This is a genomic window from Franconibacter pulveris, assembly GCF_056780215.1.
In genome coordinates this window covers 390,807-404,505 of record NZ_CM165555.1, presented here as the reverse complement: position 1 = coordinate 404,505, position 13,699 = coordinate 390,807, and the positions used below count along the sequence as shown (strand labels likewise).

Genomic DNA, 13,699 nt, shown 5'->3' with positions numbered 1-13,699 from the left:
AGAGAAGCGGTTAAAGCCGCCTCGGCGAAAAAAATGTTGTTCAGCGATCTCACGCAAACGGTCGGCATTCTGCCGATTCTGGTGCTGATTGTGGCGGTGTTTGGTTTTATTGCGCCTAATTTCTTTACCGAAAGCAACCTGCTGAATATTACCCGCCAGGCGTCGATTAACATCGTGCTGGCGGCGGGCATGACCTTCATCATCCTGACGGGCGGCATCGATCTCTCCGTCGGCTCTATTCTTGGCACCACGGCGGTGGCGGCGATGGTGGTGTCGCTGATGCCGGAGCTTTCCATGCTTTCCGTTCCGGCGGCGCTGCTGCTTGGCCTTGCGCTGGGGCTGTTCAACGGCGCGCTGGTGGCCTTCGCCGGGCTACCGCCTTTCATCGTCACTCTTGGCACCTATACCGCGCTGCGCGGCGCCGCCTACCTGCTGGCGGACGGCACCACGGTGATCAACTCCAGCATCAGCTTTGAGTGGATAGGCAACGCCTACCTTGGGCCTATCCCATGGCTGGTGGTGATTGCGCTGGCGGTCATCGCGGTCTGCTGGTTCATTCTGCGGCGCACCACGCTTGGCGTGCATATCTATGCCGTGGGCGGCAACATGCAGGCCGCGCGCCTCACCGGCATCAAAGTCTGGCTGGTGCTGCTTTTCGTCTATGGCATGAGCGGGCTGCTCTCCGGGCTTGGCGGACTCATGAGCGCCTCGCGCCTTTACAGCGCCAACGGCAACCTGGGCGTGGGGTATGAGCTGGACGCCATCGCGGCGGTCATTCTCGGCGGCACCAGCTTTGTCGGCGGCATCGGCACCATCACCGGTACGCTGGTCGGCGCGTTGATTATCGCCACCCTGAACAACGGCATGACGCTGATGGGCGTCTCTTACTTCTGGCAACTGGTGATCAAAGGGGCGGTGATCATCATTGCGGTGCTGATAGACAAATACCGTACCCGTCACCATCAAAATGCATAACAACAACACCCTACGAACTGAGGAGAACAGCATGCGTTTGAAACCTCTTGTCACCGCGCTGTGCGTCGGAGCGCTGCTTGCCGGCAGCCCGTTCGCCCAGGCAGCAAAAGAGCTGAAGTCGATTGGCGTCACCGTGGGCGACCTCGCCAACCCCTTCTTCGTACAAATCACCAAAGGGGCGGAGATGGAAGCGCGCAAGCTGGCGGGGGATAACGTCAAAGTGACGCTGGTCTCCAGCGGCTACGATCTCGGCCAGCAGGTATCGCAAATCGATAACTTCATCGCCGCGAAAGTGGACATGATTATCCTCAACGCCGCCGATTCCAAAGGCATCGGCCCGGCGGTGAAGCGCGCGAAAGACGCGGGCATCGTGGTCGTGGCGGTGGACGTCGCCGCCGAAGGGGCGGACGCCACCATTACCTCCAACAACACCCAGGCGGGCGAGATGGCCTGTAAGTACATTACCGACCGCCTGAAAGGCAAAGGCGATGTGGTGATAATCAACGGACCGCCGGTTTCCGCCGTGCAGAACCGCGTCGAAGGCTGCCAGACTGAATTCAGAAAGCACCCGGATATCAAAGTGCTTTCCTGGAACCAGAACGCCAAAGGCAGTCGTGAGGGCGGCCTTGAAGTCATGACCTCCCTGCTGGCGGCGAACCCGAAAATCGACGGCGTGTTCGCTATCAACGACCCGACGGCGATCGGCGCGGATCTGGCGGCGAAGCAGGCGCAGCGCAACGAGTTCTTTATCGTGGGCGTGGATGGCTCACCGGATGCGGAAGAGGCGCTTAAGCGCGGCAACTCGCTGTTTGTCGCCACCCCCGCGCAGGACCCGCAGGTGATGGCCGCCAAAGCGGTGGAGATTGGTTACGACATCCTGCAGGGCAAGCCCGCGCCGAAAGAGCCGGTGCTGATCCCGGTGACGATGATCGATAAAAACAACGTCGGCAACTACAAGGGCTGGACGGTGAAATAAGGCCCGACGGCTGCCCTCTTATTCCCTCTCCCTCCGCCGCAGGGAGAGGGTTAGCGCAGTGGGAAAAGCATCGCAGGTCTTCATCTCATAACTGAGGGGAGAAGGCATGAAACGCTCCGAAATTAATGAAATCCTCGGCCATACGCGACAGTTCTTCTCCCGGCATGACGTGCATCTGCCGCCCTTCGCCAGCTTCAGCCCGGCGAAATGGCAGCAGCTCGACGCCAGCGCCTGGAGAGAAGTGTTCGATTTGAAGCTGGGCTGGGACGTGACCGCCTTCGGCGGCAACGATTTCGCCGCCCAGGGGCTGACCCTGTTCACGCTTCGCAACGGTTCGCCGGATGGCGCGCCTTACGCCAAATGTTACGCCGAGAAGATCATGCATGTGCGCGACGGCCAGTTAACGCCGATGCATTTTCACTGGCGCAAGCGCGAGGACATCATCAACCGCGGCGGCGGCAATTTAATCATCGAATTATGGAACAGCGACGAGTTTGAGCAGACCACGGGCAGCGACGTAACGGTCGTTATCGACGGTTGCAGACAAACGCACGCCGCTGGCAGCCAGTTGCGCCTTTCACCAGGGGAAAGCATCTGTCTGACGCCAGGCCTTTATCACAGCTTCTGGGGCGAGGCGGGGTTTGGCGACGTGCTGGTGGGCGAAGTCTCTTCGGTCAACGACGACGACCACGACAATCGCTTCTTAAAGCCGCTTGAGCGCTTTAACACCATAGAAGAAGACGAAACGGCGCAGCTCGTGCTGTGCAATGAATATGACGCGTACCGCTAACAGGAGAAGATAATGGCGCTGATTTCTCTCGCCGACGGGCTGGCGCACGCCCGCAAGCACGGCTATGCGCTCGGCGCGTTCAACGTGCTCGACAGCCATTTCTTGCGCGCGCTGTTCGCCGCCGCCCGCCAGGAAAATTCGCCTTTTATTATCAACATCGCCGAGGTGCACTTTAAATATCTCTCCCTCCCCTCGCTGGTGGAGGCGGTGAAATTTGAGGCGGCGCGCCATACTCTTCCTGTGGTGCTGAATCTCGACCATGGCCTGCACTTCGAGGCGGTTGTGCAGGCGCTAAGGCTTGGCTTTAGCTCAGTGATGTTTGATGGCTCTGCGCTTGAGTATGAAGAAAACGTCCGCCAGACCCGCGAGGTGGTGAAAATGTGCCATGCGGTGGGCGTTTCGGTAGAAGCGGAGCTGGGGGCGGTGGGCGGCGATGAAGGCGGCGCGCTCTATGGCGAAGCAGATGAGGCGAAGTTCACTGACCCGGCGATAGCGCGAGATTTTGTCGACCGTACCGGCATCGATGCGCTGGCCGTCGCCATTGGCAACGCGCACGGCAAATATAAAGGCGAGCCGAAGCTCGATTTCGACAGGCTTTCCGCCATTCGCCAGCAAACCGGCCTGCCGCTGGTGTTGCACGGCGGCTCCGGCATCAGCGACGACGATTTCCGCAACGCCATCCGCCTTGGCATTCACAAAATCAACTTTTATACCGGCATGTCGCAGGCGGCGCTGAGCGCAACAGAACAGCGGATGACGAACCGCCGGGCGATTTATGACGAGTTCGCAGAACTGCTGGTTGGCATCGAGGAGGCGATTACCGACGTCGTGGCGCAACAGATGCGCATCTTTGGCAGCAGCGGTAAAGCGTGAGGAGGCGGTATGAGCGAGCGCAGAGGCATTATCGCAGCGGGCAATATGCTGGTCGACCATGTCCATCAGATTAACGCCTGGCCGCAGCCGGGCTGGCTTGCGGAGATAACCCACAGCGAACGCGCCACCGGCGGCGCGCCGCTCAACGTGCTGCTAACGCTCGCTAAACTGCACGTGGGCCTGCCGCTTCAGGCGGTGGGGCTGACCGGGGAAGATGTCGATGGCGACTATATTATGGCGATGCTGGAGCAGTATCACATCAATCGTCAGCATGTGCGTCGCACCGCCTTCGCGCCCACGTCAATGTCGCAGGTTATGACCACGCCGGATGGACAGCGTACCTTTTTCCATTTACCCGGCGCCAACCGGCTGCTCGATCTGCCCGCCTTCGACCGGCTCAACCCCACCATGCGGATTTTCCATCTCGGCTACCTGCTGTTGCTCGACAGCCTCGACCTGCCGGACGACAGGTACGGCACGCGCAGCGCCAGGCTGCTGGCGCAAATGCAGCAGCAGGGGTATGAAACGTCGCTCGACCTGGTATCGCGCCAGGGCGACCCGCGCTATCAGCCGCTGGTGATGCCTGCGCTGCGCTGGCTTGATTATCTCATCATCAACGAGCTTGAAGCGGGCGAGTTCAGCGGCTTGCCGGTGCGGCATCCCGACGGCGCGCCGCATACGGAAAATATCGCCACGGCCGCCAGCCGCCTGCTGGCCGAAGGGGTGCGCCAGCGGGTGGTTATCCACTGCCCGGAAGGCGCCTGGGGCGTAGAGGCTGGCGGCGAAGGGGTGTGGGTGCCCTCCTGGCAGCTGGCGAAAGCGGAAATTGTCGGCAGCGTCGGCGCGGGCGACGCCTTTTGCGCGGGCCTGCTTTACGGCTGTCACGAGCGCTGGTCGCTTACCGAAAGCATTAAACTCGCCCATGCCTGCGCGCGCGCCAGTTTACTTTGCGCCAACGCCATTGACGGCGCCAAAACGCTGGAGGAATTAACGGCGTTTATGCGCGAGGCGGGTTAAATCAGCGCGCCGTTGCTTGCCTGACGTTGCCTGGTCTGCACGCCAGCAATAGCGCCTCCTCACCCGGCGCCCGGCGCGTTGCGGTGATGCGAACGTAGCGACCCCAGGTTCAGGCCGCATGCTCGGTTTGCGTCACGTCGGCGGCAAAGACATATCCCAGCCCGCGAATGGTGCGAATGAGCGAAGGCTGATGCGGATTGCTCTCGATTTTGCGGCGTAGGCGCATCACCAACACATCAATGGTGCGATCGAACACCTCAAGGCTTTCGCTGTGGGTTAACTCCAGCAACCGCTCACGGCTGAGCACGCGTCTTGCGTTCTGCATCAGCGCCAGCAGCAGGCCATACTCGCCCTGCGTCAGCGTCACGGTCTGCTGCTGCGGGTTAATGAGCAGGCAGCGGTCGGTATCAAGACACCAGCCGTTAAAATGCATGCCGCTGGTTCGCGCTGTCGTCGGCTCGGTTTGCAGCACGCCGGTGCGGCGCAGCACGGCTTTTACGCGCGCCACAACGACCCGAGGATTAAAAGGTTTAGCGATGTAATCATCGGCGCCCATTTCAAGCCCGACGACAACGTCCGATTCGCTGCCAAGGCCAGTCAACATAATCACCGGCAGCGCAGGACGCTGGCGTTGAAGCTGTTGCAGCACCAGCAGGCCGTTGATATCGGGCAGCATCATATCCAGCAAAATAAGCGCGATATCCATTCTTGCCTGCGCGAGGCGCAGGGCATCGCCGCCGTTGTGACACAAACAGACCTCAAAAACGTGCTCGCTGAAAACATCGCTTAACAGTTCGCAAATCGCCGGGTCGTCGTCCACCACCATGATGGCAGGTTTCATCGTTCTCTCCGCCGGAAGACATTATCCTGCAAAGAGTGTGAGCGATGACAGCGGCGGTGAGGATGAATTCTTCCAGCCGGATGCGGGAAGTGTAAGCCGCGTCACAGGCAGGAGAGCCAGGGTGTGAAAGGACTCGCATAAAAAACCCCGCCGAAGCGGGGTTTGCGGTTAGTGGCTGGCGGTTTTATCAAACTTGCCGAGCACTTCACGCTCGTAGGCCAGCGACTTTTTACGGTCGAACTTATGTTCCCACTTGGCGATAACCAGTACCGCCAGCGCGTTGCCCACCACGTTCAGCGCGGTGCGCGCCATGTCGAGGATGCGGTCGACGCCTGCGATAAACGCCAGGCCCTCCAGTGGAATGCCCACGCTGCCAAGCGTCGCCAGCAGCACGACGAAGGAGACGCCCGGCACGCCCGCGATGCCCTTGGAGGTCACCATCAGCGTCAGCACCAGGATTATCTCCTGCCCCAGCGACAGATCGATGCCGTAGAGCTGAGCGATAAAGATAGCCGCAATGCTCTGGTAGAGCGTAGAGCCGTCGAGGTTGAACGAGTAGCCGGTCGGCACCACGAAGCTGGTGATAGAAGCAGGCGCGCCGTAGGCTTCCATCTTCTCGATGATGCGCGGCAGCACGCTCTCGGAACTGGCGGTGGAGTAAGCCAGAATCAGCTCATCTTTAAGAATGCGGATAAGCGTCCACACGCGCAGCCCGCACATTCTCGCCACCGCGCCCAGCACCACCAGCGCGAAGAACAGAATGGCGACGTAGACCAGAATAACCAGCTTCGCGAGCGGCCACAGCGAAGCGAAACCGAAGTTCGCCACCGTGACAGAGATAAGCGCAAACACCCCCACCGGCGCATAGCGCATCACCATGTGGGTGACTTTAAACATGGTTTCGGAAACCGAGCGGAAGACGGTCACCAGCGGTTCGCGGTGCGTCGCGGGCAGCGAAGAGAGGCCCAGGCCAAACAGCACCGAGAAGAAGATGATCGGCAGCATGTCGCCCTTCGCCATAGAGGCGAAGATATTGGTCGGCACCAGCGACAGGATGGTGCCCATCAGCCCGTGCGCATGGCTCTGCACCTCTTCGGTGGTGTGCTGATATTTTGAAATATCCACTGCCGCAAGCTGCGACATATCGATGCCGCTGCCTGGCTGGAAGACATTCGCAAGCGTAATGCCCAGCACGATCGCAACCGTCGTGATGATTTCGAAATAGATAATGGTCTTGGCGCCGATGCGTCCTAACTGCTTCGCATCGCCCACGCCGGCGATGCCGACAACCAGGGTGGAGATAACAATCGGCACCACGATCATTTTAATGAGGTGGATAAAGATATCCCCGGCGGGAGAAAGCAGATTCGCCACCAGCCATTCACGGCTATCGGTTTGATAGTGAAGGAAACTGCCCAGAAGAATACCCAGCACCAGGGCCAGCAGAATTTGCCAGGCCAGGCTGACTTTACTGTTTTTCATAACGACTACACTTCCTGAATCAAAAGCGCCATTCCCATGCGTGCCCGTATGAGAACGTCACAAACTGAAAGGGGTATGACAAACGTTGGGTGATGATGTGGGGTTTTTTAACGCGTTTAATCAGTACCACTTGCACGGCATGCTGCGCAACCCTTCCAGAACAGTCTTATTCACTGAAAATTCGCGATTAACACCGAGTTTGTGGCAGTTTGTTTGCATAACTTACTGTTATTAAAAGCATAAAATATCACCTCAGTTAAATAATCATTCTTATGAATTATTTTCCTCCAAAGATTCGTTTGCTGAATTTTCATACAGAGAAAACTTTGCGTGATCTGTCGCCCAAATAATAAACAAAGCAGGCCGCGGCCCTACAATTAACTTTTGCGTGACATATCATTAACATCTTCAAGGAGAAAAAAAGCCATGAGCCAAATTCATAAACACCCTATTCCCGCAAACATTGCGGAACGTTGCCTGATTAATCCGGAGCAGTATGAAGCTTATTATCAGCAGTCGGTTCACGATCCTGACGCTTTCTGGGGCGAACAGGGCAAAATCCTCGACTGGATCAAGCCCTACGAACGGGTAAAAAACACCTCTTTCGCGCCCGGCAATATCGCTATCAAATGGTATGAAGACGGCACGCTGAACCTGGCGGCCAACTGCCTCGACAGACATTTGCATGACCATGGCGATCGGACCGCCATCATCTGGGAAGGCGATGACGCCAGCCAGAGCAAAACCATTACCTACCGGGAACTGCATCGCGACGTCTGCCGCTTCGCCAATACGCTCACCGATCTCGGCATCAAAAAAGGCGACGTGGTCGCTATTTATATGCCGATGGTGCCGGAAGCCGCCGTGGCGATGCTCGCCTGCGCGCGTATCGGCGCCGTGCATTCAGTGATTTTCGGCGGCTTTTCGCCGGAGGCGGTGGCGGGACGCATTATCGATTCAAGCTCACGGCTGGTTATCACCGCCGATGAAGGCGTGCGCGCAGGACGCACCATTCCGCTGAAGAAAAACGTCGACGACGCGCTGAAAAACCCGGGCGTGACAAGCGTTGAGCATGTCATCGTGCTCAAGCGCACCGGCGGCAAGATTGACTGGCAGGAAGGGCGCGACCTCTGGTGGAACGAGCGGGTGGAAAAGGCCAGCGCCCACCATCAGCCGGTGGAAATGAACGCTGAAGACCCGCTTTTTATTCTTTACACCTCCGGCTCGACCGGCAAACCAAAAGGGGTGCTGCATACCACCGGCGGTTATCTGGTTTACGCGGCCACCACGTTCAAATATGTCTTCGACTACCATCCGGGCGACATTTACTGGTGCACCGCGGATATCGGCTGGGTTACCGGCCACAGCTACCTGCTCTACGGCCCGCTCGCCTGCGGCGCCACCACGCTGATGTTTGAAGGGGTGCCGAACTGGCCCGCGCCAAACCGCATGGCGCAGGTGGTGGACAAGCATAAAGTGAATATCCTCTACACCGCGCCGACCGCCATTCGCGCGCTCATGGCCGAAGGGGATAAAGCCATCGACGGCACCGACCGTTCATCGCTTCGCCTTCTGGGGTCGGTAGGCGAACCGATTAACCCGGAAGCCTGGGAGTGGTACTGGAAGAAGATAGGCAACGAGAAATGTCCGGTGATGGATACCTGGTGGCAGACCGAAACCGGCGGCTTTATGATAACCCCGCTGCCCGGCGCCATTGAGCTGAAAGCAGGTTCCGCCACGCGTCCTTTCTTCGGCGTCAAACCCGCGCTGGTGGATAACGAAGGCAACCCGCTTTCGGGCGCGACCGAAGGCAACCTGGTTATCACCGACTCCTGGCCTGGCCAGGCGCGCACCCTGTTCGGCGACCACGAGCGTTTCGAGCAAACCTACTTTTCCACCTTCAAGAACATGTACTTCAGCGGCGACGGCGCGCGTCGCGATGAAGATGGCTATTACTGGATAACCGGCCGCGTGGATGACGTGCTGAACGTCTCCGGCCACCGTCTTGGCACCGCTGAGATTGAGTCGGCGCTGGTCTCGCATCCGAAAATCGCCGAAGCGGCGGTAGTGGGCATTCCGCACAGCATTAAAGGCCAGGCGATTTACGCTTACGTCACGCTGAACCATGGCGAAGAGCCGACGCCCGAGCTTTATGCCGAGGTGCGTAACTGGGTGCGTAAAGAGATAGGCCCGCTTGCCACGCCGGACGTCCTGCACTGGACCGACTCGCTGCCGAAAACCCGCTCAGGCAAAATCATGCGCCGCATTTTGCGCAAGATTGCCGCAGGCGATACCAGCAACTTTGGCGATACCTCTACGCTTGCCGACCCGGGCGTGGTGGAAAAACTGCTCGAAGAGAAGCAGTCCATCGCCATGCCGTCATAACCTCTTACCTTAACGCCTCTCCCCGCCCGGGGAGAGGAGATAACTATCAACCTGTACCTTGCCCTCCCTGAAGAAGTTGCTGTCGCAGGAAGGCGGCGAGCGAGCGCCTCCTCGCCACGCGCGGAGGACCGACATGCCGGAACATGCGACAGGAAGGACCAAGGGGATTACTTCTGGAGATGCTGTGATGAATGAACAACTTTATCAAAGGATAGAAGACAATACGCACTTCAGGGAGCTGGTGGAGAAACGACAGCGGTTCGCCGGCATTCTGTCGTTAATCGTACTGGTGATTTACGTCAGCTTTATTTTGCTTATCGCCTTCGCCCCCGGCTGGCTCGGCACCCCGCTCTCGCCCGGCAGCAGCATTACGCGCGGCATTCCGATTGGCGTCGGCGTGATTGTTATCTCTTTTATTCTCACCGGCGTGTATGTCTGGCGCGCCAATGGCGAATTTGACCGGCTGAACCGGGAAGTGCTGCGCGAGGTGAAAGCATGAAGCGTATCCTGACAGCGCTTAGCGCGCCGCTCCTGATGTTGCCCTTTGCAAGCAGCGCCGCTGATGCGTTAAGCGGCGCGGTGCAGCGTCAGCCGACTAACTGGCAGGCGATAATCATGTTTATCGTCTTTGTGGCGTTTACGCTCGGCATTACGTACTGGGCTTCGAAACGCACCCGCACGCGCAGCGATTACTACACCGCCGGCGGCAACATTACCGGCCTGCAAAACGGCCTCGCGATTGCGGGCGACTATATGTCGGCGGCCTCATTCCTCGGTATTTCGGCGCTGGTGTTTACCTCCGGTTATGACGGGCTTATCTATTCGCTGGGCTTCCTGGTGGGCTGGCCGATAATCCTTTTTTTGATTGCCGAGCGTTTGCGCAACCTGGGCAAATATACCTTTGCCGACGTCGCCTCGTATCGCCTTAAGCAAGGCCCGATCCGCGTGCTTTCCGCCTGCGGGTCGCTGGTGGTGGTGGCGCTTTACCTCATTGCGCAGATGGTGGGCGCGGGCAAGCTGATTCAATTGCTGTTTGGCCTGAACTACCACATCGCGGTGGTGCTGGTGGGCGTGCTGATGGTGATGTACGTGCTGTTTGGCGGCATGCTCGCCACCACCTGGGTGCAGATTATCAAGGCGGTGCTGCTGCTCTTCGGCGCAAGCTTTATGGCCTTTATGGTTATGAAGCATGTCGGCTTTAGCTTTAACAACCTCTTCGCTGAGGCGATGGCGGTACACCCGAAAGGCAGCGCCATCATGAGCCCCGGCGGGCTGGTGAAAGACCCCATCTCCGCCCTTTCGCTGGGTCTGGGCCTGATGTTCGGCACCGCGGGTTTGCCGCATATCCTGATGCGCTTTTTCACCGTCAGCGACGCTCGCGAAGCGCGGAAAAGCGTCTTCTACGCCACCGGTTTTATGGGTTACTTCTACATCCTGACCTTTATCATCGGCTTCGGCGCCATCATGCTGGTGGGCGCGAACCCGGCGTTTAAAGACGCCACCGGCGCGCTGATTGGCGGCAACAACATGGCGGCGGTGCATCTGGCGAACGCAGTGGGCGGCAACCTGTTCCTTGGTTTTATCTCCGCCGTGGCCTTCGCCACTATCCTTGCGGTGGTGGCCGGGCTGACGCTGGCGGGCGCTTCGGCGGTTTCGCATGACCTGTACGCTAACGTGTTCCGCAAAGGCGCCACCGAGCGCGAAGAGCTGCGCGCGTCGAAAATCACCGTGCTGGTGCTGGGCGTGATAGCCATTCTGTTAGGCATCCTGTTTGAGAACCAGAACATCGCCTTTATGGTGGGGCTGGCCTTCTCGATTGCCGCCAGCTGTAACTTCCCTATCATTCTGCTTTCGATGTACTGGTCGAAGCTGACCACTCGCGGCGCCATGATAGGCGGCTGGCTGGGGTTGCTGACCGCGGTGGTGCTGATGATCCTGGGGCCGACCGTCTGGGTTCAGGTGCTCGGCCACGCGGCGCCCGTGTTCCCGTATGAATATCCGGCGCTCTTCTCTATTCTGATAGCCTTTGTCGGCATCTGGATTTTCTCTATTACCGACAACAGCGCGGAAGGCAACCTTGAGCGCGAGCAGTTCCGCGCCCAGTTCATCCGCTCGCAAACCGGTCTCGGCATTGAGCAGGGCCGCGCCCACTAACTCCTCTCCCCGGTCATTCTGGCCGGGGATCACATTCTCTTCCCTTCCCCCCATCCTTAGCGATAGCCGTAAACGGGTTTATGTATTCTAACTAATGCGCTCAGAACATCAGCCGCGCCACCAGCGGCGCGATAAGCACCATCACCACGCCGGAGAGCATCATCACCAGACTGGCGATGGTGCCTTCCTGCGGACCGAGTTCGTAAGCCCGCGCCGTCCCTGCGCCGTGTGAGGCGGCGCCGAAGCCCGCGCCTTTCGCAAGGCCTGCGTTAATGGCAAGCCGCAAGAACAGAACATCGCCTACCGCCATGCCAAACACGCCGGTTATCACCACAAACAACGCCACCAGGTCGGCCTGCCCGCCAAGCGGACCGGCGGCCGCCAGCGCAAAAGGCGTGGTCACGGAGCGCACGGCGAGGCTGCGCTGGATTTCGTCCGGCAGGGTAAAAAGCCGCGCCAGCCACACTGAGCTGGTCACCGCCACCACCGTTGCGGTAATAACCCCCGCCGAAAGCGACAGCCAGTGGCGCTTAATCACCGCCAGATTGTCATAGACCGGCACGGCGAAGGCGATGGTCGCCGGACCGAGCAACCACAGCAGCCAGTGGGTTTCGCCAATATAATTCTGGTAAGAGATGTGGCCGAACACCAGCATCAGCACCAGCAGCAGCGGCGTGAATACCAGCGGCATCAGCGGCAACGCGCGAAAGCGGCGATACAGCTTTTTATTCGCAAAGTAGAGCGCAACCGTCACCACCAGACAGAGCACGCTTAAGAGGAAATTACTCACGGTTGCCCTGCCTGCGCGCCTCGCGCGCGAGTTCGTAACGGTAAACCTTATCCACCACAAAGGCCGTAGCGCCCAGCACCAATACCGTACTGAGGGCGATAACCAGAAAAATGCGCCAGCCGTCCACCATCAGCAGTTGCGCATAGTTCACTACCGCCACCACGGCGGGGACGAAGAAAAGCAGCATCTCCGCCAGTAGCCAGCGCGCTCCGGCCCGCACCCAGTTCAGCGGCAGCACGCGAAGCACAATCAGCCCCAGCATCAACAGCATGCCGACGAGGTTGGCGGGCAGCGGCAGATGGAGCCAGTCCACAAGATTTTGCGCAAGCAAGAACAGTCCGACATAAAGAAGTACCTGAAGCGCGATTTGCAACGGGCGGGTCACGGCAGGCGTAAAGCGACGTAACGCCAGGATCATGGTCAATATTCCAGAAAAAACGGCAGAGCGTCAGTATAGGGAGCGTCCTTCCCGGTACGAAATGAATTAAACTCATTGCAGCTATAGTTCGAAGGAATAGTTATGGATATCAGAACGCTGCGGTACTTTGTCGAGGTTGTGCGCCAGCAAAGCTTCACCCGCGCGGCGCAGACGCTTTTCGTCACCCAACCCACTATCAGCAAGATGCTGCGCAATCTTGAAGACGAGCTGAACTGCACGCTGCTTATCCGCGACGGGCGCAGGCTGCTGCTGACCGATACCGGCCGCGTAGTCTATGAGCGCGGCCTCGCTATTCTGGCGGAGTTTCGCCAGCTTGAATCGGAACTCAGCGACATTAACCATCTCAACAAAGGCATTCTTCGCCTCGGCATCCCGCCGATGGTCGGCATGACCATGGCCGGCCCTATTAGCCTCTACCGCCAGCGGTATCCAGGTGTTGAGCTAAAAATTTCTGAGTTTGGCGGGCTGACGGTGCAGCAGGCGGTGCTGAACGGCGAGCTCGATCTCGCTATCACCGCGCTGCCCGTTGACGAAGAAAGCAGCCTTGTCACTCTGCCTCTGTTTAGCCACCCGCTCTGCGTGCTCACGCCCCGCTCCGGCGCGTGGCTGAGTCGTCGGCACGTTGAGCCAGAGCAACTGGCAAACGAGCCGCTGCTTATCTATAACGAAGACTTTTCACTCAGCCGCCAGCTTATGCAATTGTTCAGCGCGCATGAGATAAAACCGCGCATCGCGGTGCGTAGCGGACAGTGGGATTTTCTGGCGGCAATGGTGCAGGCGGGCGTTGGCGTCGCCATCCTGCCTGAGCCGGTGTGTGAGAAACTCGATAAGACCACGCTGATGTGGCTGCCGCTGCAAAGCGAGCTTCGCTGGCAACTGGGGATGATTTGGCGCGAGGGGGTGTATCTTTCGCAAAGCGCGCAGGCGTGGATAGCCTGCTGTAAAACATTCTGGCCCGCCGAAGCGGGCCAGTAGGG

At 58.9% G+C, this 13,699-nt stretch carries 13 protein-coding genes; 9 read left to right on the top strand and 4 right to left on the bottom strand.

Annotation, left to right across the window (positions count from 1 at the left end; genetic code table 11):
* Positions 1–33 precede the first annotated feature (33 nt).
* The 5 genes from ACU4F7_RS01965 (at position 34) to ACU4F7_RS01945 (ending at position 4,631) form a co-directional block, all read left to right on the top strand.
* A complete protein-coding gene (locus tag ACU4F7_RS01965; protein ID WP_048887173.1) occupies positions 34–975 on the top strand; it encodes an ABC transporter permease subunit in 942 nt (313 codons plus the stop codon).
* A 31-nt stretch (positions 976–1,006) separates the two neighbouring features.
* Positions 1,007–1,951, top strand: a complete 945-nt coding sequence (locus ACU4F7_RS01960) for an ABC transporter substrate-binding protein (protein ID WP_029593130.1) — start codon at positions 1,007–1,009, stop codon at positions 1,949–1,951.
* 106 nt (positions 1,952–2,057) lie between these two features.
* Entirely contained in the window at positions 2,058–2,741 is a 684-nt protein-coding gene (locus tag ACU4F7_RS01955; RefSeq protein ID WP_048887138.1) for a D-lyxose/D-mannose isomerase, read from the top strand.
* A gap of 12 nt (positions 2,742–2,753) precedes the next feature.
* The gene (locus ACU4F7_RS01950; protein WP_029593132.1) at positions 2,754–3,614 is read left to right on the top strand and encodes a ketose 1,6-bisphosphate aldolase; all 861 of its coding nucleotides are present in this window, start codon (positions 2,754–2,756) and stop codon (positions 3,612–3,614) included.
* Positions 3,615–3,623: 9 nt separating this feature from the next.
* A complete protein-coding gene (locus ACU4F7_RS01945; protein ID WP_029593133.1) occupies positions 3,624–4,631 on the top strand; it encodes a carbohydrate kinase family protein in 1,008 nt (335 codons plus the stop codon).
* Between the two features lie 109 nt (positions 4,632–4,740).
* Here the strand turns inward: ACU4F7_RS01945 and ACU4F7_RS01940 are convergent, their stop codons facing one another.
* Both ACU4F7_RS01940 and gltP read right to left on the bottom strand, forming a co-directional pair.
* Positions 4,741–5,472 carry a response regulator gene (locus tag ACU4F7_RS01940; protein ID WP_481637922.1) on the bottom strand — a complete coding sequence of 244 codons (732 nt, stop codon included), beginning with the start codon at positions 5,470–5,472 and terminating at the stop codon, positions 4,741–4,743.
* Between the two features lie 168 nt (positions 5,473–5,640).
* On the bottom strand, positions 5,641–6,954 hold the full coding sequence (gltP, locus tag ACU4F7_RS01935; RefSeq protein ID WP_024557281.1) for a glutamate/aspartate:proton symporter GltP: 1,314 nt from the start codon (positions 6,952–6,954) through the stop codon (positions 5,641–5,643).
* A gap of 426 nt (positions 6,955–7,380) precedes the next feature.
* Here gltP and acs point away from each other — a divergent pair, with 426 nt between their 5' ends.
* The 3 genes from acs (at position 7,381) to actP (ending at position 11,493) form a co-directional block, all read left to right on the top strand.
* Positions 7,381–9,339, top strand: a complete 1,959-nt coding sequence (acs, locus tag ACU4F7_RS01930; RefSeq protein ID WP_029593136.1) for an acetate--CoA ligase — start codon at positions 7,381–7,383, stop codon at positions 9,337–9,339.
* A gap of 187 nt (positions 9,340–9,526) precedes the next feature.
* Positions 9,527–9,838, top strand: coding sequence for a DUF485 domain-containing protein (locus ACU4F7_RS01925; RefSeq protein WP_024557283.1), 312 nt, complete (start codon positions 9,527–9,529; stop codon positions 9,836–9,838).
* On the top strand, positions 9,835–11,493 hold the full coding sequence (gene actP, locus ACU4F7_RS01920) for a cation/acetate symporter ActP (protein ID WP_481637921.1): 1,659 nt from the start codon (positions 9,835–9,837) through the stop codon (positions 11,491–11,493). Before ACU4F7_RS01925 ends, actP begins: the two co-directional genes overlap by 4 nt.
* Positions 11,494–11,593: 100 nt before the next feature.
* Here actP and ACU4F7_RS01915 read toward each other — a convergent pair whose 3' ends face one another.
* A complete protein-coding gene (locus ACU4F7_RS01915; RefSeq protein ID WP_029593140.1) occupies positions 11,594–12,283 on the bottom strand; it encodes an LrgB family protein in 690 nt (229 codons plus the stop codon).
* Positions 12,276–12,701 carry a CidA/LrgA family protein gene (locus ACU4F7_RS01910; protein ID WP_029593141.1) on the bottom strand — a complete coding sequence of 142 codons (426 nt, stop codon included), beginning with the start codon at positions 12,699–12,701 and terminating at the stop codon, positions 12,276–12,278. The genes ACU4F7_RS01915 and ACU4F7_RS01910 overlap by 8 nt, the downstream gene beginning before the upstream one ends.
* A 102-nt stretch (positions 12,702–12,803) precedes the next feature.
* Here ACU4F7_RS01910 and ACU4F7_RS01905 point away from each other — a divergent pair, with 102 nt between their 5' ends.
* On the top strand, positions 12,804–13,697 hold the full coding sequence (locus ACU4F7_RS01905) for a LysR family transcriptional regulator (protein WP_029593142.1): 894 nt from the start codon (positions 12,804–12,806) through the stop codon (positions 13,695–13,697).
* Positions 13,698–13,699 lie beyond the last annotated feature (2 nt).